Source organism: Flagellimonas ochracea, from assembly GCF_009903685.1.
GTDB classification, from domain to species: Bacteria; Bacteroidota; Bacteroidia; order Flavobacteriales; family Flavobacteriaceae; genus Flagellimonas; species Flagellimonas ochracea.
This window is the reverse complement of record NZ_JAAABI010000003.1, coordinates 290,198-317,157: the sequence shown is the minus strand read 5'-3', so window position 1 is coordinate 317,157 and position 26,960 is coordinate 290,198. Positions and strand designations below refer to the sequence as shown.

General features: G+C 41.2%; 28 protein-coding genes. 20 read left to right on the top strand and 8 right to left on the bottom strand.

The window, feature by feature from the left end; translation table 11 throughout:
• Position 1: 1 nt before the first annotated feature.
• The 7 genes from GTQ34_RS11470 to GTQ34_RS11440 all read left to right on the top strand — a co-directional run bounded on the left by GTQ34_RS11470 (position 2) and on the right by GTQ34_RS11440 (position 6,740).
• Positions 2-568, top strand: coding sequence for an anthranilate synthase component II (locus GTQ34_RS11470; RefSeq protein WP_166523944.1), 567 nt, complete (start codon positions 2-4; stop codon positions 566-568).
• Between the two features lie 87 nt (positions 569-655).
• The gene (gene trpD, locus GTQ34_RS11465; protein WP_166523943.1) at positions 656-1,651 is read left to right on the top strand and encodes an anthranilate phosphoribosyltransferase; all 996 of its coding nucleotides are present in this window, start codon (positions 656-658) and stop codon (positions 1,649-1,651) included.
• Positions 1,652-1,727: 76 nt separating this feature from the next.
• Positions 1,728-2,513 (top strand): indole-3-glycerol phosphate synthase TrpC, encoded by a 786-nt coding sequence (gene trpC / locus GTQ34_RS11460; protein ID WP_166523942.1) that lies wholly within the window; start codon positions 1,728-1,730, stop codon positions 2,511-2,513.
• Entirely contained in the window at positions 2,510-3,229 is a 720-nt protein-coding gene (locus tag GTQ34_RS11455; protein ID WP_166523941.1) for a phosphoribosylanthranilate isomerase, read from the top strand. The genes trpC and GTQ34_RS11455 overlap by 4 nt, the downstream gene beginning before the upstream one ends.
• The gene (trpB, locus tag GTQ34_RS11450; RefSeq protein WP_166523940.1) at positions 3,226-4,410 is read left to right on the top strand and encodes a tryptophan synthase subunit beta; all 1,185 of its coding nucleotides are present in this window, start codon (positions 3,226-3,228) and stop codon (positions 4,408-4,410) included. The genes GTQ34_RS11455 and trpB overlap by 4 nt, the downstream gene beginning before the upstream one ends.
• 49 nt (positions 4,411-4,459) lie before the next feature.
• Complete coding sequence (trpA, locus tag GTQ34_RS11445; RefSeq protein ID WP_166523939.1) at positions 4,460-5,221, top strand: tryptophan synthase subunit alpha; 762 nt, start codon at positions 4,460-4,462, stop codon at positions 5,219-5,221.
• A gap of 22 nt (positions 5,222-5,243) precedes the next feature.
• Positions 5,244-6,740 (top strand): M20/M25/M40 family metallo-hydrolase, encoded by a 1,497-nt coding sequence (locus GTQ34_RS11440; RefSeq protein WP_166523938.1) that lies wholly within the window; start codon positions 5,244-5,246, stop codon positions 6,738-6,740.
• On the opposite strand, the gene GTQ34_RS11435 is transcribed toward GTQ34_RS11440, so the two are convergent.
• From GTQ34_RS11435 to GTQ34_RS11415, 5 genes are all read right to left on the bottom strand, one after another.
• Positions 6,737-7,426: a uracil-DNA glycosylase family protein gene (locus tag GTQ34_RS11435; RefSeq protein ID WP_166523937.1), complete on the bottom strand. Its 690-nt coding sequence runs from the start codon at positions 7,424-7,426 to the stop codon at positions 6,737-6,739. The genes GTQ34_RS11440 and GTQ34_RS11435 overlap by 4 nt on opposite strands.
• A gap of 41 nt (positions 7,427-7,467) precedes the next feature.
• Positions 7,468-10,014 carry a phosphoenolpyruvate carboxylase gene (locus tag GTQ34_RS11430; protein WP_166523936.1) on the bottom strand — a complete coding sequence of 849 codons (2,547 nt, stop codon included), beginning with the start codon at positions 10,012-10,014 and terminating at the stop codon, positions 7,468-7,470.
• 168 nt (positions 10,015-10,182) lie between these two features.
• Complete coding sequence (gene yaaA / locus GTQ34_RS11425; protein WP_166523935.1) at positions 10,183-10,944, bottom strand: peroxide stress protein YaaA; 762 nt, start codon at positions 10,942-10,944, stop codon at positions 10,183-10,185.
• Positions 10,945-11,032: 88 nt separating this feature from the next.
• On the bottom strand, positions 11,033-12,061 hold the full coding sequence (locus tag GTQ34_RS11420; RefSeq protein ID WP_166523934.1) for an RluA family pseudouridine synthase: 1,029 nt from the start codon (positions 12,059-12,061) through the stop codon (positions 11,033-11,035).
• Positions 12,062-12,063: 2 nt separating this feature from the next.
• Positions 12,064-12,651, bottom strand: a complete 588-nt coding sequence (locus GTQ34_RS11415; protein ID WP_166523933.1) for a PASTA domain-containing protein — start codon at positions 12,649-12,651, stop codon at positions 12,064-12,066.
• Between the two features lie 79 nt (positions 12,652-12,730).
• Between GTQ34_RS11415 and GTQ34_RS11410 the strand changes: the two genes are divergently transcribed.
• The 5 genes from GTQ34_RS11410 (at position 12,731) to GTQ34_RS11390 (ending at position 18,448) form a co-directional block, all read left to right on the top strand.
• Positions 12,731-13,702, top strand: coding sequence for a D-alanine--D-alanine ligase (locus tag GTQ34_RS11410; protein WP_166523932.1), 972 nt, complete (start codon positions 12,731-12,733; stop codon positions 13,700-13,702).
• 32 nt (positions 13,703-13,734) lie between these two features.
• Positions 13,735-14,193: a pantetheine-phosphate adenylyltransferase gene (coaD, locus tag GTQ34_RS11405; protein ID WP_166523931.1), complete on the top strand. Its 459-nt coding sequence runs from the start codon at positions 13,735-13,737 to the stop codon at positions 14,191-14,193.
• 162 nt (positions 14,194-14,355) lie between these two features.
• Positions 14,356-16,197: a PAS domain-containing sensor histidine kinase gene (locus GTQ34_RS11400; protein ID WP_208103881.1), complete on the top strand. Its 1,842-nt coding sequence runs from the start codon at positions 14,356-14,358 to the stop codon at positions 16,195-16,197.
• On the top strand, positions 16,184-16,597 hold the full coding sequence (locus GTQ34_RS11395; protein WP_166523930.1) for a response regulator transcription factor: 414 nt from the start codon (positions 16,184-16,186) through the stop codon (positions 16,595-16,597). Before GTQ34_RS11400 ends, GTQ34_RS11395 begins: the two co-directional genes overlap by 14 nt.
• Positions 16,598-16,672: 75 nt before the next feature.
• Positions 16,673-18,448: a M14 family metallopeptidase gene (locus GTQ34_RS11390; RefSeq protein ID WP_235915028.1), complete on the top strand. Its 1,776-nt coding sequence runs from the start codon at positions 16,673-16,675 to the stop codon at positions 18,446-18,448.
• Here GTQ34_RS11390 and GTQ34_RS11385 read toward each other — a convergent pair.
• On the bottom strand, positions 18,438-19,037 hold the full coding sequence (locus tag GTQ34_RS11385) for an NUDIX hydrolase (protein ID WP_166523928.1): 600 nt from the start codon (positions 19,035-19,037) through the stop codon (positions 18,438-18,440). The genes GTQ34_RS11390 and GTQ34_RS11385 overlap by 11 nt on opposite strands.
• Before the next feature lie 7 nt (positions 19,038-19,044).
• Between GTQ34_RS11385 and pyrE the strand changes: the two genes are divergently transcribed.
• Together pyrE and GTQ34_RS11375 are read left to right on the top strand one after the other, a co-directional pair.
• Positions 19,045-19,683 (top strand): orotate phosphoribosyltransferase, encoded by a 639-nt coding sequence (gene pyrE, locus GTQ34_RS11380; protein WP_166523927.1) that lies wholly within the window; start codon positions 19,045-19,047, stop codon positions 19,681-19,683.
• Positions 19,684-19,692: 9 nt separating this feature from the next.
• Complete coding sequence (locus tag GTQ34_RS11375) at positions 19,693-20,085, top strand: SRPBCC family protein (protein ID WP_166523926.1); 393 nt, start codon at positions 19,693-19,695, stop codon at positions 20,083-20,085.
• 1 nt (position 20,086) lies between these two features.
• Here GTQ34_RS11375 and GTQ34_RS11370 read toward each other — a convergent pair whose 3' ends face one another.
• Positions 20,087-20,830, bottom strand: coding sequence for a biotin--[acetyl-CoA-carboxylase] ligase (locus GTQ34_RS11370; RefSeq protein ID WP_166523925.1), 744 nt, complete (start codon positions 20,828-20,830; stop codon positions 20,087-20,089).
• Between the two features lie 82 nt (positions 20,831-20,912).
• Here GTQ34_RS11370 and rsfS point away from each other — a divergent pair, with 82 nt between their 5' ends.
• The 6 genes from rsfS to GTQ34_RS11340 are packed head-to-tail and all read left to right on the top strand — an operon-like array spanning position 20,913 to position 25,614.
• Complete coding sequence (gene rsfS / locus GTQ34_RS11365) at positions 20,913-21,290, top strand: ribosome silencing factor (protein WP_166523924.1); 378 nt, start codon at positions 20,913-20,915, stop codon at positions 21,288-21,290.
• Between the two features lie 5 nt (positions 21,291-21,295).
• Complete coding sequence (gene ftsH / locus GTQ34_RS11360; protein ID WP_166523923.1) at positions 21,296-23,236, top strand: ATP-dependent zinc metalloprotease FtsH; 1,941 nt, start codon at positions 21,296-21,298, stop codon at positions 23,234-23,236.
• 50 nt (positions 23,237-23,286) lie between these two features.
• Positions 23,287-23,895: an LUD domain-containing protein gene (locus GTQ34_RS11355; protein ID WP_166523922.1), complete on the top strand. Its 609-nt coding sequence runs from the start codon at positions 23,287-23,289 to the stop codon at positions 23,893-23,895.
• A gap of 4 nt (positions 23,896-23,899) precedes the next feature.
• Complete coding sequence (locus GTQ34_RS11350; RefSeq protein WP_166523921.1) at positions 23,900-24,703, top strand: phosphatidate cytidylyltransferase; 804 nt, start codon at positions 23,900-23,902, stop codon at positions 24,701-24,703.
• Entirely contained in the window at positions 24,693-25,358 is a 666-nt protein-coding gene (locus tag GTQ34_RS11345; protein WP_166523920.1) for a phosphatidylserine decarboxylase family protein, read from the top strand. The genes GTQ34_RS11350 and GTQ34_RS11345 overlap by 11 nt, the downstream gene beginning before the upstream one ends.
• The gene (locus tag GTQ34_RS11340) at positions 25,351-25,614 is read left to right on the top strand and encodes an acyl-CoA-binding protein (RefSeq protein ID WP_166523919.1); all 264 of its coding nucleotides are present in this window, start codon (positions 25,351-25,353) and stop codon (positions 25,612-25,614) included. The genes GTQ34_RS11345 and GTQ34_RS11340 overlap by 8 nt, the downstream gene beginning before the upstream one ends.
• Here the strand turns inward: GTQ34_RS11340 and GTQ34_RS11335 are convergent.
• Positions 25,611-26,879: a sterol desaturase family protein gene (locus tag GTQ34_RS11335; protein ID WP_166523918.1), complete on the bottom strand. Its 1,269-nt coding sequence runs from the start codon at positions 26,877-26,879 to the stop codon at positions 25,611-25,613. The genes GTQ34_RS11340 and GTQ34_RS11335 overlap by 4 nt on opposite strands.
• Positions 26,880-26,960: the final 81 nt, after the last annotated feature.

Below are 26,960 nucleotides of genomic sequence, written 5' to 3'. Positions count from 1 at the left end.
CATGGGAAGAAAGATTTTAATGATAGATAATTATGATAGTTTCACCTATAATCTGGTGCACTATCTGGAAGATTTGGATTGCGAGGTTGCCGTAAAACGAAATGATCAGTTGACATTGGATGAAGTGGAACCCTTCAAAGAGATAGTCCTGTCCCCAGGCCCTGGAATACCCGACGAAGCTGGCTTACTTAAGGAAATCATCAAAACTTATGCCCCGACCAAACGAATTTTTGGAGTATGCTTGGGGCAACAGGCCATCGGGGAGGTTTTTGGTGGAAGGCTGGTGAATTTGGACCAAGTATACCACGGTATAGCTACCAACATTAATGTAATTGTGGAAGATGTAATTTTTAATGGTTTAGCGAAAGAGCTTCAAGTAGGAAGGTACCATTCTTGGGTGGTACACCCTGAGCTACCTGAAAGTTTGGAAGCCACTTCGGTGGATGAAAATGGGCAAATTATGTCATTGCGACACAAGACCTATGATGTAACCGCAGTTCAGTTTCATCCTGAATCTGTGTTGACGCCCGAAGGAAAAAAAATGCTGAAAAATTGGCTGGATGAATAAATCAATTGTCATTCCTGCAAAAGCAGGAATCCATATTTATTGTTTAAATAGATTCCGCATCAAGTGCGGAATGACAAACAAAAAGAGATGAAAGAGACACTGAATAAACTCATAAATCACGAAATACTTCCAAAGGAAGAGGCAAAACAAATTTTGGTCAACATTGCCAAAGGGGAATACAATACTTCCCAAATTGCCGCATTTCTTACCGTGTACATGATGCGGAGCATCACCATTGAGGAGCTTGAAGGTTTTCGAGATGCCTTATTGGAGCTTTGCTTGGCCGTGGACCTATCGGATTATGACCCCATAGATCTCTGTGGGACCGGGGGCGATGGCAAGGATACCTTTAACATTTCCACATTAGCCTCATTTGTGACTGCCGGTGCTGGTGTAAAAGTGACAAAACATGGAAACTATGGAGTATCCTCTAAATGCGGAAGTAGCAATGTAATGGAGTTTTTAGGTATTAAATTCAGTAATGAAGCAGGTTTTTTGAAAAAATCCATCGAAGAGTCTGGAATCTGTGTGCTGCATGCCCCCCTGTTCCACCCTGCCATGAAAAATGTGGCTCCCATTCGAAGGGAACTGGCCGTAAAAACCTTTTTCAATATGCTGGGACCGATGGTGAACCCCGCCTTTCCAAAGAATCAGATGGTTGGGGTGTTTAATTTGGAATTAGCTCGGATGTACGGGTACCTCTACCAGAATACCGATAAGAAATTTACGGTGCTCCATGCGTTGGATGGTTATGATGAAATTTCATTGACCGGAGATACCAAAACAATTTCCAACACATCAGAAGGCATATTGACACCTTATGATTTTGGCGTTGATAAAATTTCCCAAAATCAGATTTTGGGAGGAGACGATGTGGCTGAATCCGCCCAAATATTTATGTCCATTTTGCAAGGTAAGGGTACAGAAGCCCAAAACAATGTGGTCTGTGCGAATGCAGGTGTAGCAATAGCCACTGTAGCGGGGACCACCCCAAAAGCTGGGTTTGAAAAGGCCAAAGAATCCTTGCTGGGTGGAAAAGGATTGGAAGCTCTAAAAAAATTGCAAGAATTGAGCAAAAACTAAAGTGTAAAGTGCTGTCATTTCTGTGAACGCGGGAATCCAACAAAAGCAATGACACCTTAATGCATTGATGAAAAAAATGAATATTCTAGAAAAAATAGTAGCTGATAAATGTAAAGAGGTAGATTTGAAAAAATCGATTATTCCCGTTTCCCAATTGGAGAAATCCGGGTTATTGGAACGAACACCCATTTCGTTGGCCGATGCATTGCAAAATAGCACTACCGGAATAATTGCCGAACACAAACGACGCTCCCCTTCCAAATCGGTCATCAATCAAAGTTTAAATGTTCAGGATGTGGCCGAAGGCTATGAAACTGCAGGGGCTTGCGGTATGTCCGTGCTGACCGATGGAAAGTATTTCGGAGGCTCTTTGGATGATTTGATATTGGCACGGGCATCGGCAAACATTCCTCTGCTTCGTAAAGAGTTCGTAATCGATGAATATCAAATCTTGGAGGCCAAAGCTTATGGTGCTGACGTCATCTTGTTGATTGCTGCCATTTTATCCGGGAAGGAAATAAAAACACTATCAGAATTTGCCAAAAGTCTTGGATTGGATGTATTGCTTGAAGTGCATGACGAAGAAGAGCTCCAAAAATCAATAATGCCCAGCTTGGACATGTTAGGGGTGAACAACCGAAATCTGAAGACTTTTGAGGTCAGTTTGGATACCAGTAAGGAATTAGCAGCTAAAATTCCCAATGATTTTGTGAAAGTGTCGGAAAGTGGTATTAGCAATGTGGATGCCATAAAAGAACTAAGGCAATTCGGCTACCAAGGATTCCTGATTGGAGAAAACTTCATGAAGACAGAAAATCCCGGAAAGTATGCTGCCGAATTCATAAAAGCCCTGGAATCATGAAGCTCAAGGTTTGTGGTATGAAATACAATCCCAAGGAAGTGGCCCAGCTACAACCAAACTATTTGGGATTTATCTTTTGGGGGCCTTCCTCACGCTATTTTGATGGAGAAATTCCCCAACTGTCAAGTTCCATCAAAAAAGTTGGGGTTTTTGTTGATGCATCCGCAGAAGACGTCATTAAGAAAGTAAATGAACACCAATTGCATGCGGTTCAACTTCATGGAAAGGAAAGTGCTGAATATTGTGGCAAACTTAAAGACATCTTTCTGTCATTTCGAGCGCAGTTGAGAAAAAAGAAAGCGTCCGATAGGAATAAGGTCTCGACTCCGCTCGACCTGTCAGACTTGGACATCATCAAAGTATTCTCAATCAAGGATGATTTTGATTTTTCTATTTTGAAGGATTACGAAGAAGTCTGCAACTATTTCCTTTTTGACACCAAAGGAAAACTTCCGGGAGGAAACGGGTATACTTTTGATTGGAAAATTTTAAAAAACTATCCCTCCAACAAGCCCTATTTCTTGAGTGGTGGTATTGGTCTGGAGGAAACGGAAAAACTACAATCCTTTTTGGAGAGTCCCGCTTCAAAATATTGTTATGCCATCGATGTCAACAGTCGTTTTGAAACTGAACCCGGTCTGAAAAACATCGAAAAATTGAAGATTTTTAAAAAATTGCTCATTGAAAAACATCAACCAAAAACTGACAAACCATGAAAACATATCACGCGGATGAAAGAGGTTACTATGGAGAATTTGGTGGGGCTTTTATCCCTGAAATGCTCTATCCCAATTGCGAGGAACTAAGGCAAAACTACCTCCGCATCATGGAAGAACCTTCCTTTCAGAAAGAGTTTCACCAACTGTTGAAGGACTATGTGGGTCGGCCTACCCCACTCTATTTTGCCAAACGTTTGTCCGAAAAATACAATACCAAGATTTACCTTAAGCGTGAAGACCTTTGCCACACAGGAGCGCATAAAGTCAACAACACCATCGGACAGATTTTAATGGCCAAGAAATTGGGCAAAAACCGAATCATTGCAGAGACCGGTGCAGGTCAACACGGAGTGGCCACCGCCACTGTGTGTGCCCTTATGGGCATCGAATGTGTGGTGTACATGGGCGAAATTGACATTGCCAGACAGGCTCCCAATGTGGCTCGCATGAAAATGCTGGGTACGGAAGTCCGTCCTGCACTATCCGGAAGCAGGACCTTAAAAGATGCCACGAACGAGGCCATCCGGGATTGGATCAACAATCCGGTGGATACGCATTATATCATTGGTTCCGTGGTCGGACCACATCCTTATCCCGATATGGTCGCTCGTTTTCAATCCGTGATTTCTGAAGAGATCAAATGGCAACTAAAGGAAAAAGAAGGACGTGAAAACCCTGATTATGTAGTAGCCTGTGTCGGTGGAGGAAGCAATGCAGCGGGAGCCTATTATCACTATTTGGATGTTCCCGATGTGGGAATCATTGCGGTAGAGGCTGCCGGAAAGGGCATCAACTCTGGTGAAAGCGCCGCAACTTCAGCTTTGGGCAAGGTGGGCATCATCCATGGCAGCAAAACCTTGCTCATGCAAACAGATGATGGTCAGATAACTGAACCTTATTCCATTTCAGCAGGGTTGGACTATCCAGGAGTAGGACCCATGCACGCGCATCTTTTCAAATCGGGGCGTGGAGAATTTATCTCCATTACGGATGACAAAGCCATGACAGCAGGTTTAGCGCTGTGCCAATTGGAGGGCATCATACCGGCCATTGAAACCTCCCATGCTTTTGCCATTTTTGAGGAACGGCAATTTGAAAAGGATGATGTAGTGGTCGTCAACCTTTCTGGACGTGGAGATAAAGATTTACGGAATTATATTGATTATTTCAGACTCTAGACGTTGGATGCCACACCCGTACTCATCCTTACACTATAAATTGTTTTTAATGAACAGAATTAATAAAAAACTGCAAGAAGACAAAAAAATGCTTTCCATCTATTTTACGGCCGGGTATCCGAAATTGAACGATACCGTGCCAATAATTGAGGAATTAGAAAAAAATGGGGTGGACCTCATCGAAATCGGATTGCCGTTCAGTGATCCTTTGGCGGATGGCCCGACCATCCAACAAAGTTCTACAGCAGCATTAAAAAATGGCATGCATACGGAATTGCTCTTCCAACAACTAAAGGGCATTCGAAAAACGGTTTCCGTCCCTTTGATTATTATGGGATATTTTAATCCAGTACTTCAATATGGCGTAGAGGCCTTCTGCAAAAAATGTCAGGAAATTGGGATTGATGGGCTTATCCTGCCAGATTTACCCTTGGATGTCTATCAAGAAGAGTATAAATCCATCTTTGAAAAATATGGGTTGATCAATGTCTTTCTGATTACGCCCCAAACAAGTGAAGCACGCATTAAAGCCATTGACGACGCATCAGAAGGTTTCATTTATATGGTAAGCTCTGCAAGTACGACAGGAGCTAAAGAGGGTTTTGGCCCTGAACAAAAGGCTTATTTTGAGCGTATCACAGAAATGAAACTGAAAAACCCACAAATTGTAGGTTTTGGTATCAGCAACTCCGACACATTTCAACAGGCAACACAGAAAACAAAAGGCGCCATTATTGGATCAGCCTTTATTAAACATTTATCTCAAAAAGGAGTTTCGAAAATTGGTCAGTTTGTAAAGGGAATTCGTTAATTTTCAGTCTCAAATTAATACAATGAAAAAAATCATTCTTCTCTTTTCAATCCTATCTGCTCTTGGAATTTCGGCACAAGAAGATATGGTCCTTAAATCCCAAGTGGCCCATGCCATTACTGAGCTTAGGGAATTTATTGCCATACCTAACGATGCTCTGAATCCTGATGATATTGATGATAATATTTTTTGGCTCAAAAAGAAATTTGGGGAGCGGGGTTTTAACACAGCCGAATTGGAGACAGAAAATCTCCCACTTTTTTTCGCGGCCCTTCCCATTGAGGATGGCAAACCAACGATGCTCATCTATATGCATTTTGATGGACAGTCCGTGGACCCTTCCAAGTGGGACCAGCCCAATCCGTACGATGTAGTGCTCAAAACTCCGGAAGGAGATGGTTTCAAGACCATTTCTTTTGATGAGCTTGATACTGACATCAACTATGACTGGCGACTATTCGGGCGTTCCACTTCGGATGATAAATCGCCTATCATTATGTTGTTGAACACCATAGATTTGTTGAAAAAAGAAGGCAAGGAAATCCCGTTTAACATCAAAGTGATTTTAGATGGAGAGGAAGAAAAAAGTAGCAAACCCTTGCCCAAAGCGGTAAAACAATATCGGGAATTGTTGGAAGCTGATTTTTTGGTCATTGCCGATGGGCCTGTTCATCCTTCTGGAAACCCGACCATACTTTACGGGTGTCGAGGCATTACTACATTGACCTTGACAACGTATGGGCCCATTAAACCGCAACACAGTGGGCATTATGGTAACTATGCCCCAAATCCTGGTTTTCAATTGGCGCAACTTTTGGCCAGCATGAAAGATACGAATGGTAGGGTAACCATTCCGGGCTACTATGATGGAATCACTTTGGATGATTCTGTTCTGGAAGTATTAACAAGTGTTCCTGATAGCCACCAAGCTATTTCCGAAAAATTGCAATTCAAAACAGCAGAAAAAGTCGGCGGTTCTTATCAAGAAGCATTGCAATATCCTTCATTGAACATTCGTGGTTTGGGTTCTGGATGGATTGGTGAAAAGGCAAGAACCATTGTGCCTGAAAGTGCAACGGCCGAATTGGATCTCCGTTTAGTGGTCGAGAGCGACGGAAATCGTTTAAAGCGATTGGTTAAGGACCATATCAAGAAACAGGGATTCCATATTGTGGATCATGTTCCATCCAAAGAGGAACGTATGGCGCACAGCAAAATAGTGACGGTTACCGAAGGTAGTGTTACCGATGCTTTTAGAACTGATTTGAACAATTCCTACGGGAAATTCTTAACGGAAACCTTAAAGAGCACTTTCGAAAAAGAGGTCATTCAGATAAGGACCACGGGAGGTACGGTGCCCATTGCAGCATTTATCAATGAGTTGAAAATTCCAGCCTTTATTGTTCCCATGGTCAATGCGGATAACAATCAGCACAGCCCTAATGAAAATCTAAAGATTGGACAATTGGCATATGGCATCCAAGCTTTTTATGGGATTTTGACCAATTCACCCGATTAAAAAAACTCCCGATACTGCATCACCCTGAAATCAAATGTGTTGAATTCAGGGTTTTTGTTTTTAAGATCCTTGTATAGTTGCAGACTTCCAACGGCTCGATTGGCAGCTCCTGATGGGGCGGTCAAAGACACGGTTTTTACCCTTCTGGGTTTCTCAAATGTGCTCGATGTGGCGGGTAATTCAAATTGATGGATTCTAGGCACCACATTGGATATCACATGTAGTTGCAATCCATGTTCTTTCAACTGTCTCCTAAAAAAATATTCTGGACCGTTCTTACTGTTTCCTCCTGTGAACAATAGGGTTGTGATTTTAGGATATTGCTTCAAGTAGCCTATCAAATCCCGAAGTACCACGTTGTGCATACCCAAATCGGATGCATCGATTTTATGTCGTTCTGCACTGTGGACAATGTCACAAACTCCTATTTTCTGCCTTAATAGAAATCTTTTTCGCTGTTCGGCAGCTTCAATTGTTGTTTCGTATTTAAGTCCAAGGTCAAAAATGTGATCCAGTATGGGCCAAAGCATTCCATTGCAGCTGCCGTAACAAAAATCAACATCTTCTTTTTTCAAGTCTCCGGTAGTAAACCTCGGTGGTGGCAATGTGCCAACAATCACCTTTGTGGCCTCTGGAAATAAAAAGGGAGCATAAGGGTGCGTATGTAAAAATGGTTTTGAAAGCAATACCGATATTTTGGAAATTCAAAAATAGGATTTTTCCATTCCTACGCTGAGTTTCTGCTGGCATTGATGTTTCCATACAACGACCTGGTCACAATTTTTTCATACAAATCTTTGTACTTAGAATTCTGCGTAATATGGTATAATGCGTTCTGTTGGATTACCAAAAGTGGCAGTACAATTTTTTCTCTAATGTTAATGGACTCCCTGGAAACCTCTTCGTCCTCCATCAATATTTTATGCCTTGAAATCTGTAGGAGCATTTTCTTCGACAGTTGGTATTCATCATGCAAAATGTTCCAGAAATCCCCAAATTCGGGGTCATTTTTCATGTAGCTGGTCAAATCAAAATTCGTTTTTGCAAGTGACATCATACTATTATGCATCAACGCACGGAAGAAAGGTACTTCGCGGTACAATTTTTTCACTTCAGCAAGTCTTCCTTGTTCCTTTAACTCATTAATGGCCGTACCCAGTCCGAAATAGCCGGGCACATTTTGCTTGAGCTGACTCCATGATCCCACAAACGAAATAGCACGCAAATCTGAAAGTGTCAATTGACTTTTATTGCCCCTCTTTCCTGGTCTACTGCCAATGTTGGCTCTGGTATAATACTTCAAGGTGCTTCGGTGCTCCAAATAGGGCATGAATTTTTTGTGCTGTTTCAGCCTGTCATATTTTTCGAAACTCAACTCAGAAAGTTCCTCAATAAGTTTTCGCTGTGAGACGGAAATCACATGTTCTTTTCCAAAGAGGTTATTACTCAGACCTGCCGTGAGCAACTGTTCGGAATTGTGCATAAACTGTTCCTTGGTGCCATAAGTGCTTGTTATTGTCTGCCCTTGAATGGTAAGCTGTATTTCATGGTTGGCAACATCTTTGGTCTGGGCGGCATAGAAACGGTGCGTTTTGCCTCCTCCCCTTGCCGGTGGTCCGCCCCTTCCATCAAAGAAAATGGCCTTAATCCCATTTTTTCTGCACACTTTGCTCAAGGTCTCCTTAGTCTTCAGGATTGACCAATTGGCCTTTAGATAGCCTCCGTCCTTGGTTCCATCGGAGAAGCCCAGCATAATGGTATGGGTATCGTCCCTACGCTCCAAATGTTTTCTATAAGATGGGGTATCGAACAACGTTTGCATTACCTCCTCGGCAGCATCCATCCCCTTCATGGTTTCGAAAAGTGGGATGATGTCGAAAGTGATTTCTTCTTCATTCCAACCACACCAGCGGAAAAGTCCAAATACAAAGAGTACGGAATGAATATCTTCGGAATTACTTATGATGTACCTATTGCATCCTTCCTCGCCGTTGCTATCTTGAATTTTCTTCAACTGCTTGATGTTGGTAATCGTGTCCTTTACAATCTCCTCATCAAAGTCAGTCGCATTCAATTGTACGTTTTCTTTCAACAACCATTTGAGAAGTTCCTTTTCTTTGAGCTCATCCAGGGATTCTTTGATTATGCCTTTTTGCTTTAATATGGTCTCCACGGCCAATTTGTGCTTTCGATGGTCTTGACGGATATCCAAGGTGGCAAAATGGGTCTTGAAAATGTGAACTTTGTCTATTAAATTATCTAAACGGTCCAAATAGAGTTCGTGATAATTGGCCTCAAGTTTTTCTCGAATGGCCTCTAATCTTTCTACCATTTCCTGATAGCTTATGGGTGCGTTGGGGTCGAACATCGCCACATAAAGTTTGGTGCTCAACGCCAGTAGTTCTTCTTGCAGCCCTTTGAAGGTCAATTTTTTTCGCAACTCTTTAAGCTCGTTGTAATAACACTTCATTAGGGTAAGACGAAGTTCCTCAGCCACTTTTTGGGTAATATCGGCAGTAACGTAAGGGTTGCCATCTCGGTCGCCACCAGGCCAAAACCCAAGTTTAATCAACCTATAATTATCGAAATCCTTGTTGCGTATATTTCTCTTTACATATTGAAAGAGTTCTCCAACGGCATCGTAGTAAGTATTTCGAAGAATATAAATGATGTTCTTGGCCTCATCCAATGGTGTTGGCTTTTTTGAGTTTACCAGGGAGGTTAGCCCCAATTGCTGCAGGGTAAGGTCAATATCATGGATGCGGTCCTGATCAATGAGTGTTCGCAATTCTGAAATAATGTCAAGAATGGCAGGTGTATAAAACTGTGTTGGATGGGCCGTTAAAACGATGCGTGCGCTAAAACTGGACAATTTCTTGGTTACCTTGTCCCAGTTTTTAGTTCTGTTAACCAGGCCAAAATAGTCTTTAATGGACAGTGAATTGGTGTATTTTTGCAATTTAGGAAAAGCGGCATCTTCCACACTATCATAAAGAACCACTTGGCGTTCCACATATTGGATAAAACGGAACATAAAATCCAACCGTTCACGTTCGTCTTGTATTTCAACCATATTGGTGAAAAAGGCCTCTAAAATCTCCTGTGGATTTTTCCCTGCCGACAATCCTGTTTCACATTGATGAAACAATAACGGAACAAGCATTCCCACATTTTCAACATTCCGGTAAGGTAAGCTCAGAAATAGGCTATTGTATATGTTGAACTTATTGGTCACCGATTTTTTGAACTCTTCTAAACGTCTGGACTCTTGCATCTATGGTACGCTATTTTATTTTTGTTTTGAACAACCAAAGGTCGTTATAAAAGCGAAGCTTTGGGATTTAATTTACGTGTATCACAATTTAAGAGATGGGTTGCATAAACGTAACAACGGAACGTCTTTTTTCGAAAAATGGAAGGATTTTTATGTTTTCCCGAGGATTTATCGAACAAAAACAGGTTGATTTTCCTTTACCGTATGTTCCTTACTGAAAAGGTACCCATCATAGTAAAATCCCTTCACATCGTCAAGGGTGTTCGCATCAGTCTCCAAAATATATCGCACCATGGAACCCCGGGCTTTTTTAGCAAAAAAACTTATCACCTTTAGCTTATCGTTCTTCCAATCCTTAAAAATTGGTGTGATTACCGGAACTTTTAGTTTTTTCTCATCCAAAGCACTAAAATATTCATTGCTTGCCAAGTTGATGAAAAGTTCATCATTCTCCAGTTCTTTGTTCAAATGGTCGGTAAGCTGTTTTTGCCAGAATTCATATAGATTTTTTTTGCGACCTACCTTTAATTGTGTGCCCATCTCCAAGCGATAGGGCTGGATTAAATCCAAAGGTTTTAAAACCCCGTAAAGACCTGACAAAATTCGGAGTGTGTCCTGAAGGCGATCCAATTTTTCCTCGGGAATGGTAAAAGCATCCAAGCCCTGATACACATCTCCATTAAAGGCATAGATTGCCGGTCTTGCATTCTCCGCAGTGAAGGGGGTTGAGAATTTTTGGTTACGATCCCAATTCAATTCAGCCAAATTATCTGAAATGGACATGAGTTTTGACAATGCCTTTGGTTTCTTTTTAGCCAAAATGCTGTTCAGCTTTTTGGACTGTTCCAAAAATTCGGGCTGACTATATTTGGATGTGGGCAGCTCAGTTTCAAAATCAAGTGACTTTGCCGGAGATATAACGATTTTCATGTGTTCTGTTTTCCAGTAAAAATAAGGAGGAATTTATTCTTAAGGAAAGAAGTGCAAAAGGTGTTTTCAATCTTGGGATTGAATTATCTTATTGCGAACTATATTTGGCATAACCCCTCCATTTTTCAATACATTGTGCCATATCTTGGGGAATATCAGAATCAAATCGCATGAATTTCCCCGTTACTGGATGTTCAAACCCCAAAGTTTTGGCATGTAATGCTTGTCTTGGGAGTATTTTAAAGGCATTTTCAACAAACTGCTTGTATTTGGTAAATGTGGTCCCCTTTAAAATCCTATCTCCCCCATAACGCTCATCATTAAATAACGTGTGTCCAATATGTTTCATATGCACCCGAATCTGATGGGTCCTGCCTGTCTCCAGCTTACAAGATACCAAGGTTACATACCCGAACCGTTCCAGCACCTGATAGTGAGTCACTGCCTCTTTTCCCTGTTCGCCCTCTGGGAAGACCATCATTTGAAGACGATTCTTTGGATTTCTGCCAACATGGCCTGTTACTGTTCCCTCATCATCCTCTACATTGCCCCAAACCAGGGCCACGTATTCCCTTTCACTGCTTTTTTCAAAAAACTGCTGGGCCAAATGGCTCATTGTAGCCTCGGTTTTGGCTACCACCAACAAGCCAGATGTGTCTTTATCAATTCGATGCACCAATCCTGGACGCTCTGAACTGTTCCTGGGCAGATTTTCAAAATGATACACCAAGGCATTAATCAATGTGCCCGAATAGTTTCCATGTCCGGGATGCACTACCATTCCGGCCGGTTTGTTCACCACCAACAATGTTTCATCCTCATAAACAATATCCAAGGGAATATTCTCAGGGGTCAAAAGAAATTCATAGGGGGGATGTTCAAACATAACCTTTACCTCATCACCTGCCTTTACTTTGTAATTTTGTTTTACTCTAGATCCATTCACCCAAATATGACCTTGCTTGGCAGCCTGTTGTATTTTATTTCGCGTGGCATTTTCAATGAAGTTCATCAAAAATTTATCCACACGCAGTGGTTCTTGTCCCTTGGAGGCCAAGAAACGGTAATGCTCGAACAGTTCATCCTGTTCTGGCTCTTGGTTTTGAAAGATATCCATGATTACTGGGAATCAGCCTGTACCCGTGCACTTCCTGGGATGGTTCCGTTGCCACAAATGAGCTCAATTTTGGACGTTTTCGGCAATTTATCACCAGGCTTTATGTACTTGCCCTTATGTTTCATGTTGTATACCATGTCCTTTCCCAACTCATCAATATAGGTGACCCGTTGTACATCAAGACCAACCGCCCTTAACATGGAGGTGGCATTGCGCTGGGTAACCTGAATGATATCTGGAACAGTCACTTTCTTATACCCAGATGGGTTTACCGTGAAATAAATTTTTCGATTGGATTTAACTTTGTTACCTGCAGGGGGGTCCTGTTCCAAAATGGAAAATCGTGGATACTCTGGATTGTAGTTCGAAGAGTCTAATATTTGGTATCGCAAACCAGCATCTTCAACGGCATTACGCATTTCCATGACGGACATTTTGGAAAAATCGGGTACTTCCACAAATTCTCCATGGTTGGTGGAACTCTTAAGCCATTTCAAAGCCAAAAACGACAACAGTACCAATGCCAAAAGGGCCAGCCCCAATTGAATCAAGAAAGTCTTGCTTTTCAAAAAACCTAAAAAATGTTTCATGCACGAAGCCTTATGGGAACAAATATAGGAAAGCCAGTCCTTTTTTCTTTACTTTGACAAAGTGATATTCGACAGGCGGATGAAAAAGAACATTGCCATTGTTATGGGCGGTTATTCGAGTGAGTATGATATTTCCATTAAAAGCGGAAATGTGGTCTACCAGCATTTGGACCGAGAAGTTTACCATCCATACCGTATTATCATATCAAAAGAGAAATGGTTTTTTTTGGATGAAAATGGCAAGGAATTTCCCGTGGATCGCTCGGATTTTAGCATACAAGCGACAGAGAAAATCCAATTTGACTGTGTGTTCAATGCCATCCATGGAACTCCTGGGGAAGATGGATTGCTTCAGGCCTATTTTGAGCTCGTGGGTGTTCCGCAAACCTCGTGTAATCACTACCAAGCTGCTCTTTCTTTTAATAAAAGGGATTTATTGAGTGTGCTAAAACCCCATGGCATTCCCTGTGCCACTTCATATTTTTTGGATAAAGGACAAACCATTGACGAAGATGGTATCGTGGACAAAGTAGGGTTGCCCTGTTTTGTCAAGGCCAACCGAGCGGGCAGCAGCTATGGGATATCCAAGGTGTACAAAAAAAAGGAATTAAAAGGGGCCATTGAAAAGGCGTTAACCGAGGACGATCAGGTTTTGATAGAATCTTTCTTAGATGGTGTTGAGGTTTCCGTAGGGGTCATTACGTATCAAGGGCAGGTAAAGGTGCTTCCCATCACCGAAATTGTTTCAGAAAACGATTTTTTTGATTTTGAGGCCAAATATCTTGGAAAATCACAGGAAATTACCCCGGCCAGAATATCCTCAATAAAAGAAGCCAATGTGCGTAAGCTGGCAGCATTTATTTATAAAGTTCTTGGGTTTAAGGGGTACACCCGAAGTGAATTTATCTTTATCGGAGACGAGCCCTATCTTTTGGAAGTAAATACTATACCCGGTCTTACCGAAGAAAGCATATTGCCCAAACAGGCCAAGGCAGCAGGAATCTCTTTAAAGGAATTGTTTTCAAGCGCCATTGAGGAAGCATTGCCGTAGAAAATCTGTATTTTTGGATAAACTGCCAAACCATGAGACGCGCCATTTTTCCCGGATCTTTTGACCCACTGACCTTGGGGCATTATGACATTATCACCAGAGGGATAACGCTTTTTGATGAGCTCCTTATTGCTATAGGGTTAAATGCCGACAAAAAATACATGTTCAGTCTTGAAGAGCGTAAAAAATTCATTGAAGATGCGTTTAAAGATGAACCTAAAATAAAAGTAGTGACCTACGAGGGTCTCACTGTGGATTTTTGCAAAAAGGTGGATGCCAATTTTATCCTCAGGGGATTGCGAAATCCTGCAGATTTTGAGTTTGAAAAGGCCATTGCGCACACTAACAGAAAACTTTCTGAAATTGAGACTGTATTTCTGTTGACCTCATCTGGAAAATCATACATCAGTTCTTCCATTGTTAGAGATGTTATCCGGAACGGCGGCGATTATACAGTATTGGTGCCCGATACCGTGGTGATAAAAAAGTGATTCTTGGCAAAATCCTATTTATCCATTTGGCAAACCTTGTCAAAAGGGATAAAAACAACATATTTCCACCCATTCACAACATTAAATAAGGACGAAAGGCCAATACTTCTATTTTGGTATGAAAATTCTTATAGAATCAAAATAAAAAGTTATCCCCCTGTATTGAAAGCCGCCAAAACCATAACCACAGATTATTTGCTTAAGCAACTGCCCAAAGCAACAGCATTGGTCAATAGAAAACAAATATTGGTTGGAGCTTCAGACTCTTGGTTAAATCTTTTTAGTGAAGACCAAAAGAAGCTAATTGGCAAACATATCCATATGTTATTTGCCTTGCATGAGGACATATCCGAGCGTGCCTTGGATAACCTTTTGTCAAATTTTGAATCAGGCTCTTTGAGGCATAAAACAACTTTGGACGGTACAACCTGTTGGTTCGAGAGCACATTTTCTCCTTGGTTCGATGATAAGGAGAATGTGCTCGGAACCATCATCCAAACCGATGATATCACCAAAATTGTGGAAAATGAACTCGAGCTTGATCGGATCAAAACGCTATTCAAGGAAAAATCGGAAGTGGCCAAGGTGGGTTGTTGGGAATATGATATTGCCACTGAACAGCTTTTTTGGTGCGAAGAAACCAAAAAAATTCACGAAGTTCCCTCCTCTTATCTTCCGAGAGTAAACGAAGGTATCGAGTACTATAAGAAAGGATTTAGCAGGAATAAGATTTCCATGCTGTTTCACAAAGCCCTTGAAGAAGGGACCCCATTCAGTGAAAGATTGGTTATAGTAACTAACAAAGGAAATGAAAAGTGGGTGAAAGCCTCTGGTAAACCGATAACCGAGAATGGTGCTGTGATAAAGCTGTTTGGAACTTTTCAGGACATTCACGAACAGGTCATGACAGAAATTCAACGCGAGGAAAATGAGCGTTTGATGACAACCTTGATCAACCACTTACCCCTTAATGTTTTTGTCAAGGACAAAGATTCAAAGAAAGTATTGGTCAATAAAGCAGAGTGTGATTATGTGGGAAAAACAAAAGAAGAGCTTATCGGTAAAAACGACTTTGACCTTTATGACACAAAAGCGGCCCAAATGTCCAGAGATGAAGACCTGGAAGTGATGCGCACCATGAAGCCATTAATCGGAAAAGAAACCATTGGGACCAAAAAAGATGGCACAGCCACTAATTTTTTAACATCAAAAATTCCTCTGCTGGACTTGGAAGGCAATGTTAATGGGCTTATTGGAATCAGTATGGATATTACCCATCTGAAGAAAAAAGAGGATCAGCTACGGAACTTGATCAACGTGACCTCAATACAGAACAAGAAGTTGATAAATTTCGCCCATATTGTTTCGCACAACCTGCGCTCCCATTCCGCCAACTTTTCCATGTTGTTGCAATTTCTCAAAAAGGAAGACAACGAATCAGAAAAGCGGCAAATATTGAAAATGTTGACGCAGGCCTCAGATAATTTGATGTTGACCCTGGAAGACCTCAATGAAGTGGTCGCCATTAATACCAACATAAATCTGGAGAAAAGCCACTTGAACCTTAATGGTGTGTTGGATAAGGTACTTCAAAACCTAACTGTTTTATTACGGCAGAACAATGTAAAAATTATCAACAACATTCCGAAAGATTCAACTGTATTCTGTGTGCCCTCTTATCTGGAGAGCATTCTTCTAAATCTGGTCACCAACGCGGTAAAATATAAAAGCCAAGAAAGGAAGCCCATAATAAAATTCCATGCAGCCAGATTGAAAAACAAAACGCTTTTAACCATATCTGATAATGGCCTAGGATTGGATTTGAACAAACATGGCGACAAAATTTTTGGCATGTACAAAACCTTTCATAACCGTAAAGACTCAAGAGGTCTCGGGCTATATATCGTAAAGAACCAAATGGAGGCCATGGGCGGAACCATAAGCATTGAGAGCAAAGAAGGTTTTGGGACCACATTCAACGTATATTTCAATGAAGAAGATTAACAGCCTGTTTATCGTCGATGATGACCCTATAACTGTTTTTGGCATTAAAAAAATGTTGAAGTTGGTTGTTGCTTGTGAAGACATTCAAGTTTTTGAAAACGGACAGACCGCTTTGGAAAACATCAAAAAAAGAAAAGAGTTCGGTCAGTCCATTCCAGATATTATTTTTTTGGACATCAATATGCCCATAATGGACGGATGGGACTTTTTAAAAGAATTTGCAACTCTTGATTTTTCAGAAAAAATAATCATAAACATCATCACATCGTCCATAGATCCTTCGGATTATCAACGGTGGGTAGAACTAAAACCAAACTTTCCACACCATATCAACTTCAAGAACAAACCCATTTGCAAAATAGACGATTCAGACCTTGAAATGATAGACATGGCCTCATAACCGCAATATTCCCTATTTTTACTTCAAGAAAGAACATTTATTTTGATGTATTCCCCCATTTATCAACCTACTATCTTGAAATATATTATCCCCCTTTTGTTGTTGCCCCTGTTAATATCCTGCGAAACAACAACTCAAGATGCCACTTCGTCTTACCAAACATTTTATGAAGTTTCGAACAAAAAAGAAACGGCAACCTATGAAGATGCCATAACCTATTACAAAAAACTGGCTCAAGACTTTCCAGAAATAAATATTCAGACTATTGGAGAAACGGATAGTGGGTATCCCTTGCATATGGTCACCTTTAATCCAGATGGTGATTTTAACCTTGATCATGTCCGCCAAGAAAAGGCTATAATACTGATCAACAATGGAATCCACCCTGGTGAAAGTGACGGTATTGATGCCACTATGCTACTCTACCGTGATTTGGCCACAAAAATTTTGGAGCGTCCAAAAAACACCATTTTGGTAACCATACCCATTTACAATGTGGGAGGGGCTCTCAACAGAAATTCCACTACTCGGGTAAACCAAAATGGACCTTCGGAATATGGTTTTCGGGGAAATGCACAGAATTATGACTTAAATCGGGATTTTGTTAAACTCGATTCCAAAAATGCCAAAACCTTCACCCAAATTTTCCATACAGTCAAACCCGATGTTTTTGTGGAAAACCACGTGAGCAATGGTGCTGATTATCAGTATTCCCTGACACACTTGTTCACACAGCACAACAAAATGGGTGGCGAGCTTGGCAAATATCTGAACCAAGAATTTAGACCCAACCTTGAGTCGTCCCTTATGGATAACGGGTGGGACATCACCCCATATGTAAATGTCTTCAATAGACCTCCTGAGTATGGTTTCAGTCAGTTTTTGGACCATCCCCGATATTCCACAGGATATGCCACACTTTGGAACACCCTGGGCCTTATGGTGGAAACACATATGCTCAAACCATACAAGCAACGCGTGGAGGGCACCTATCAATTAATGCATAGCCTAATGGAAGTTGTGGAAGAAGACTATAAAACAATTAAATCCTTGCGCGAGGAGACTTTGAATGATAATCTTGCCCTTTCCGAATATTATTTCAACTGGAAAGTGGACAGTACAAAAACATCCACACTCAACTTTAAAGGTTATGAAGCAGAGCAACTAGAGAGTGATGTCACTGGATGGCCAAGACTGAAATATGATCGTTCCAAACCTTTTACCAAGGAAACGACCTATTACAACTATTTTGTGCCTGTTGATACCGTTCAGATTCCCGAAGCATATATCCTCAAACAAGGATGGCACAAAATTGTGGAACGGTTGGATGCCAATCAGATTGAATACACAGCATTGCAACAGGATACGGTGCTTACCGTGGAATCTTACAGGATAGCCGATTTCGAAACTCGAAAAATGCCCTATGAAGGCCATTACCTGCATTACAACACTACGGTTGAAAAACATATCCGAGATATCAAATTCAGGGTCGGTGACCTTGTCATCCCAACCAATCAACCCGGCATTAGGTATTTATTGGAAACATTGGAGCCCCAAGGTGTGGATTCTTTTTTTAACTGGAACTTTTTTGATACCGTTCTGCAGCGGAAAGAAGGATTTTCACCCTATGTTTTTGAAGATTTGGCATTGAAAATGCTTCAAAAAGATTCGGTATTGCTACAATCGTTTTTGAATAAGAAAGAATCCGATTTTGAGTTCGCACAAAATTGGTATGCGCAATTGGATTGGATTTACCAACATTCCAAATATTTGGAAAGCGCCTACCGTAATTATCCCGTTTATCGTATTGGCAAGGGAAGCGAAGCGGCAGGAATTTTGGTCAAGAGCTAGGCCGATCATCAAACAATATTTTAATGTTGTGGTATGATTTCTTCAACGCCTTTTTGGTTTTTTTTGGACCTTTCCACTTCACCTTCTTGATACCCTCAGACTTTTCTGCCACTAATTTTCCCTTAAACTTAGTGGACATTGCGAACCAATGTGTCTGCTTCAGTCTATATTCCCCATTTCTTCTAAAAATGTGATAAGTGGTTCTTAAAAATTTTTCAATTTTAAGTCCCTTCACCCCGGTTTCCTCCTCAACCTCCCTTATAGCGGCATCTTCAATGGATTCCCCTTTATCAACTTTCCCTTTGGGCAAGTCCCATCTGCCATTCCTAAAAATAAAAAGTATCTTTCCCTTTTTATTGGTTACAAAACCTCCCCCGGCAACCGCAACCGGAATCTTGTGCATGAAAATATCCAATATTTTGTCTTCATCGGGATGATACAAGTATGCCTTTTCAAGCTTTCCCTTGGCCAAAGAATCTATGGCCTTCAAAATGGAATCACCATCCATGGAAAAAAGATGTCCATTGGATTTTTTAGGTCGTTTGTTCGTTAAGATCAGTTGAGATTCATTAACAAAAACTTCATACATTTGCGCAATGGTTTTAGAGAAGGGAACAGCAAAAAAAACTGCCGAACTACTGCTGCAAATTAATGCAATTAAGTTGGAACCCGAAAATCCATTTACGTGGGCTTCTGGCTGGAAATCGCCAATTTATTGCGATAACAGAATTATGCTCTCTTATCCAGAGATAAGGAATTTTGTTCGGGAGGAAATGGCCAAACAAGTGGAAACGCTATACGGAAAACCCGATGTAATCGCTGGGGTCGCCACTGGTGCCATTGGCATTGGAATTTTGGTGGCAGAAGCTCTTGGATTACCCTTCATATATGTGCGGCCTGAGGCAAAGTCCCATGGAAGACAGAACCAAATTGAAGGATATCTTCAAGCTGGTCAGAACGTAGTGGTTATTGAAGATCTCATCAGCACCGGGAAAAGTAGCTTAAATGCAGTAAGGGCACTAAGGGCACAAAATGCCAACGTAAAAGGTATGATTGCCATTTTCACGTACGGATTTCCGATTGCCACTTCCAATTTTGAAGAAGAAGGAGTGGAACTCCACACACTATCCGATTATGAACATTTAATCGAGCAAGCCTCTGAAACTCATTATATCAAAGAATCACAATTACAAACCCTTTTGCAATGGAAGTCGAATCCGCAAGAGTGGAAATAATATAACATAATGCACATCGAAGCCTCTAAAAAGAAAGTAGCCAAAAGCGACAAAGAAGTATTTGAATTTTTAACTGAAATCAAAAACTTTGAAACCCTAATGCCCGACAATATTGACAAATTTGAAGTATTGGATGAAAAAACGTTCAAATTTGCGCTCAAAGGGATGCCGGAAATCGTTTTGCAGCTAAAAGAACAGTACCCCAACGAGAAAGTGGTTCTGGGCGCGGCCAGTGATAAATTGCCATTTACCTTAACTGGTGATATTACGGCCCTTAGTGAAAATGAGAGCGAAGTGGCCCTTAGTTTCGAGGGGCAGTTCAATGCCATGATGGCCATGATGATAAAATCGCCCATAACCAACTTCATGGAGACTCTATCGTCCAATATGGATAAAATCTAGCTTAGTACAATAGTGTAACTTGTTTCAGGTCAAATTCTCTAATTTTGGAATCCTCCAATTCCACTACTAGTTTGCCATTAGGTGCAATTCTTCTTATAAAACCCATAAAAACTGCACCCTCATTGTCCTTGAATGTGGAGGGTTTGTCCTTTCGGAAAAGCAAACGTTCATAAGCCGGCAACATTTGGGTCACCGTTTTTGTTTCAATTTCGCTAAAATGGTGTTTCAGTTGCCTCATGACATCATGCAATAGATCATCCAAATCAAAAGATTTGCCCACCAATGATTTCAAGGAAGATGCCTTTTCCAAATTTTGGAACGAAGTCTGGTTCACATTTAACCCAATACCAATTATCGAATAGCTCACATAACGACCCCTGAGCATGTTTTCTATCAATATACCACATATCTTAGAGGAACCTGACATAATGTCGTTTGGCCATTTCACTTTTAAATTAGGAACTCCGTGTAGCCCAAGAACCTCGCAGATTGTTAACGAAGCACAGATGTTCAAATTAAACTGGTGTTCTACCCTTAGCGCATCAAATTTTTTTAAAAAACTGAATGTTAGGTTTTTACCAGCCTCAGATTGCCATTGCGAACCCATCTGACCTCTACCTTTAAGCTGATTGGGCGTTATGACCACAGTATAATCTTCAAGGGGTTTCGTCACAACCAAATTCTTTAAATACTGGTTCGTGGAGTCCGTGGCATCAAGTTTGATTATTTGAAAGTGTTCTCCCAATGTGGTAGGCTTTATTGATATGTTAAAATCTGGGGCTAAGAAAACAAAAAAAATATAACTTTGTAAAAACTAAAATTTTTGAATGCAGAAAACGAAAGCTAGTGCAGATGAGCTAATTGCCTTAATTTTAGACGGGATAGAGGAAGTTAAAGGGGTAGATGTCAATCTACTTGATCTTAGGGAAATTGAAAATACGGTCTGTGATTACTTCATTATCTGCAATGGTACTTCCAATACGCATGTAAACGCTATCATATCATCCATCCAAAAAACGGTCAGTAAGGCCATCCACGACAAACCTTGGCACATAGAAGGTTCCGAAAATGCGGAATGGGTACTGATGGATTATGTAAATGTCGTGGTACATGTATTTCAAAAACATATTAGGGAATTCTACGACATTGAAGGACTTTGGGGAGATGCCAAGGTCACCATGGTGGAGAGCAGCTACAATTCTTAAAAAAAATGGCAAAAGAAAACAATTCGAATACTCCGAAAAAACCTCGTTTTAGCTCCTGGTGGGTCTATGGTGTGGTCATTGCCTTGATTATTGGCTTCCAATTCTTTGGTGGAAGTAGTTTGTCAAGCACTGAAAAAACTACCACCTCAGAACTGCAAGAGTTTCTGAGAAACGGGGATATTGCTGAAATACTCATTATCACCAATACCAGACAGGCAAAGGTCTTCTTAACGGAAGAAGCTTTACAGAAAGATGTTCATAAGGATGTTGCAGAGAAACCTTTTAATTTCTCAGCAGGGAAAATCCCCCAATATATCTTGGATTATGGTGACCTTCAAAACTTTGAGGACGAAATCAATACCATAAAAAAGGAGAACAACCTAGATACCATCGTTGATTTCGACACAGAATCAAACGTACTCGGTGAACTCCTGCTTTCCTTGCTCCCTTTTGCACTGATCATAGGCATTTGGATTTATCTCATGAGACGGATGTCTGGTGGGGCCGGAGGAGGCGCTGGTGGTCAAATTTTTAACATTGGAAAATCCAAGGCCAAGCTGTTTGACGAAAAAACAGATACTCGCACCTCTTTTAAAGATGTTGCAGGACTGGAAGGAGCCAAAGAGGAAGTACAAGAAATTGTGGAATTCCTCAAAAATCCGGATAAATACACCTCACTCGGGGGCAAAATTCCTAAAGGCGCCTTGTTGGTAGGGCCTCCGGGAACTGGTAAAACACTATTGGCAAAGGCCGTTGCCGGCGAAGCCAAAGTTCCCTTCTTTTCGCTTTCAGGTTCTGATTTTGTGGAAATGTTCGTAGGTGTGGGTGCTTCTAGGGTACGTGACCTGTTCAAACAGGCCAAGGACAAATCCCCTGCCATCATATTTATTGATGAGATTGACGCCATTGGACGAGCTCGGGGAAAAAACAACTTTACAGGCTCCAATGATGAACGTGAAAACACCCTCAATCAACTGTTGACCGAAATGGACGGTTTTGGCACCAATACCAACGTAATTGTGTTGGCGGCGACCAACAGGGCCGATGTGTTGGACAAAGCATTGATGCGTGCCGGTCGATTTGACCGTCAAATCTATGTGGATCTTCCAGACCTTAGAGAGCGAAAAGAAATCTTTGAGGTGCATTTACGCCCAATAAAAACTGCAGAAACGCTAGATTTGGATTTTCTTGCAAAGCAAACACCCGGTTTCTCCGGTGCCGACATTGCGAATGTATGTAACGAAGCAGCCCTGATTGCAGCCAGAAAAGAGAAAAAGGCGGTGGGCAAACAGGATTTTTTGGATGCCGTCGATAGGATTGTCGGTGGACTCGAAAAGAAAAATAAAATCATTACTCCCGAAGAGAAGAAAACCATTGCCTTTCATGAAGCGGGACACGCCACGGTAAGCTGGATGCTGGAGCATGCAGCACCTTTGGTAAAAGTTACCATAGTACCCCGTGGACAATCTCTGGGGGCTGCATGGTATTTACCAGAAGAGCGACTTATTGTACGCCCAGAGCAAATGTTGGACGAAATGTGCGCCACTATGGGGGGAAGGGCCGCCGAAAAGGTCATTTTCAATAAAATTTCGACGGGTGCGCTGAGCGATTTGGAAAAAGTGACCAAACAAGCAAGGGCCATGGTCACCATTTATGGGCTGAATGATAAATTGGGCAATATCACGTATTATGATTCCTCGGGACAGAACGAGTACGGGTTCACCAAACCTTACAGCGAAGAAACGGCCCAAACAATTGATATGGAAATATCAAAAATGATTGAAAAAGAATACCATCGGGCCATTAAATTATTGGAAGCAAATAAAGATAAGCTTACTGAACTGGCAGAAAGGTTATTGGAAAAAGAGGTTATATTTAAAGATGATTTAGAAAAAATCTTTGGCAAAAGACCTTTTGAAAAAGAAGAGTTGGAAACTGCGGAATAATTCACTTCAAATAAGTCGCATTTAATGAATAAAAGTTCTTAAAAACATCAATGGGAATTTTTGGTAAGCTTTTCGGTGGTGGTAAAAGGGTTTCTAAGGAAACTGTGGAGACTCGTGGAGAGCACATGCCTGACCTAAAAATTCCAGTGGATGAGAAGTTTACCATTTACTTCAAAAAAAATGGCGGCAAGTTTATATACTGTGAAGATTTCTCCGAAGTTTCCGAGGCCCTACAGAATATCATTTCCGAGAACAATTGGCAAAACCAGGTTTTCTATTCGTTGGATTTCAGATTGGAAAGTAGATTTGCATCAGAAAACATTTCCTTTACCCAAAATAGGCAGGACAGTGATATCTTTTTCACAACCTGCGAACATCTTATAGCACATAACGGCTCCATTCTGGTCTGCTCCAACCAAATAAAAGAAAAGAAATTGGACGAGCTGCCCTCCAATCTTATTGTATTTGCCACTACGAGCCAACTGGTCGATTCCATCAGTGAAGCATTGAAAGTGATAAAAGAAAAGTACCAGAAGAACATCCCGAACAACATTACCACATTGAAGCACTTTCAGCCCAGCCCCGAAAACAAAAATGATTTCCTTTCCTATGGAAGTGCCTCAAAAAATGTATATCTTTTGCTCCTAGAAGATTACTAACCCCATGAAAGAAATTCTCAGGCGCTCGTTAACAGGCGTCATTTATGTGGTACTCCTTTTGGGGTCTGTTTTTTTAAGTTCAGATGCATTCGATTTTCTTTTTATGGCCTTTGGCCTGGCCTGTCTATATGAATTCAAAAGAATAGTTCGGTTGAAGGGCTATTATATTTTTTTAGCCTATTTGATGCTTTGGTGGGCCTATATTTATCTAGTGGAGGATGAGTTGCCCATCACCCTTTTGATGCTACTGACCCTAGGTGTCAATATGTCCCTGATCACATTTTTATTTTCAAAAAAGCCAAGAAAATTCAGTGATGTTCAAAAATTCGTCATTGGCCTACTCTACATTGGTGGTGGCTGTATTTTCCTTACTATGATTCCTTACGAGCAGGATAGTTTCGCAAAAATCCTGATTATGGGAATTTTTATTTTGATATGGGTGAACGACACTTTTGCCTATTTGGTCGGAAGAACCTTGGGCCGAACTAAACTATATCCTGCAGTTTCCCCAAAAAAAACCATTGAAGGTTCTCTGGGAGGTCTTATTTTTGCATTGCTGACGGCTTACTTTTTGGCAGGCTACGAACCCATATTAACCCTATTTCAATGGATGATACTCGCTGTAGTTATTGTAATTGCAGGTGGTTTGGGAGATTTGTTAGAGTCAAAATTCAAGCGTTTGGCCGGTGTTAAGGACAGTGGTGCCATTTTACCGGGCCATGGAGGGATCTGGGACCGTTTGGATAGTTTGGTGTTCGCAGCACCCTTTGCGTATTTGGTGTTAAATATATTTTCCTATGTTTCATAGAGAGGGGCAAAAAATAATCATTACTACTTTTTTCATTGTAGTTGCAGCGATAATCGTCACCCAATTTTACATTGGGGTGGAATGGATTCGCATAGGCACACAGGTGTTTGCCTTGGTTTTGTTGATACTGATTCTTCAGTTCTTCAGGAATCCAAGAAGATTGGTAACCCCAAATTTCGATGAGATACTGGCCCCCGTGGATGGCAAGGTCGTGGCCATAGAAGAGGTTGATGAACCAGAATATTTCAAGGACCGTCGTAGACAAGTGTCCATCTTCATGTCGCCTATAAACGTACATGTTACCCGATACGCGGCCAGCGGTACCGTGACCTATTCCAAGTACCATCCGGGCAAATATTTGGTGGCATGGCATCCCAAATCGAGCATAGAAAATGAGCGGACCACTGTTGTGATCCATACTCCAAAATTTGGGGAAATTGGATATCGGCAAATTGCAGGTGCAATGGCAAGGCGAATCGTGAACTATGCTGAAGAAGGGGAACAAGTAACCCAAGGACAGGATGCTGGCTTTATTAAATTTGGCTCTAGAGTGGACCTGCTTTTACCTTTAGATTGTAATATCACCGTAAAATTGAATCAAAAAGTGGTGGGAGCGAGAACTTGCATAGCCTCAATTCGGAAAAAGGATGATTGATGAGGAGTTACATAAAAAATTCAGGGAAGCGGTGGACTTTGTAAGTTCTTACACCGAACCCCTGCCTGCAGACCTTTTATTGAAATTATATGCCTACTACAAGATTGCCAATCAGAATTACAACAACCCAGGAAGTAAAACACCTTTGATCAATGCCTTTAAGGCCAATGCACTTATTCAAGCACAAAACATCAACAAGGAAGATGCGATGAGGAGCTATGTGGAATTGGTCAACAATGAAGTAAAGAAGCTTTAGGAAGCCAAATTCGGAGCCACGTAGTTTTTTTCAAAATAGGTGAAGTAGATGCCGCCAAAAATAGTGATAAGGAAGTATATCGCCACCAGATAACTGCCCAAAGCCAAATAAGTGTTGATACCGAACCAATCACCGGTCAAAAAAATCAATACCAATCCTGCGATTCCACGGAATACCTCTATCCAAACCGCATGTTGTTTTCTATCCATCAAACTGGTATAACCATAAATCCCTAAAAAAACAAACCCACCAAAGAACAGGAGGTTATTGAACCCTATTTCGGCATAGTTGAAGAACATGAAAAGTAACAACCCGGTATTGCACAGCAGTTGAAAAATAGCATAGCCCTTCAGACCCAAGGAGGCATCGGGTTTGTACTTGGAAAAATTGTAGACGTCCTCAATTTTGGAAATAGGGTATTTTACCGTTACATCTGAGGGGCGCCAGCCTGTGGGCATAAACCAAATACGAAACTTGTCCCACAAATTCCTTGTCCGCCAGGCATCAACACACAACCTCCAAAAATGTTGAAAATTGATAAGAATAGGGTTCCATGTTGCCGCAGGCTTCAAAACCCCATATTGGGGCGGAACCTCATCCAGTTCTTCTTGAAAGGTTCCAAACCAACGATCCCAAATACAAAGTATTTGCCCCAAATTTTTGTCAATGTACACTGGGTTAATGGCATGATGCACTCTATGTTGGGACGGGGTGACTATAATGTATTCCAGCCATCCCATTTTGCCAATATGCTGTGTATGGTACCAAAATTGGGCAAAAAGATGGATTGGGGCCAATATGGCAATAACTTCATTGGGAATTCCGAGAAAAGCGGCAGGAAGCAGCAATATTGGAAAATAGCCGATTACATTCGAAATGGACTGTCGCAAAGCACAAGCCAAATTAAATTCCTCACTGCTATGATGTATTACGTGTTGATTCCAAAAAATATTGATGTGGTGGCTCAATCTATGATTCCAATATCCGGCAAAATCAATTGTGATGAAGGCTATTAACCAAACAGCCCAGTTGGCCTCTATCTGAATAATTGCCAAGTGTTCAACCAAATAGGGATACGTGACCAAAACCAAAGCCAACCCCAATGAATCCTTCACAATATTGGTAAGTCCAGAGCTTAAACTGCTCACAGTATCCATAACATTGTGCTTTTGGTTCTTCACAAAGTGCCCATAAAGCACTTCAAACAATACCAATGCTACAAAAAAGGGTATGGCGTATAATAAAGCGGTAGCATAAGTTTCCATGTTTCTAAGTTAAAAAAAACTGGATAATCCTATCAATTCAATTGATGAATCAAGGTTTTGGATTGAGCCTTACAGCCACAA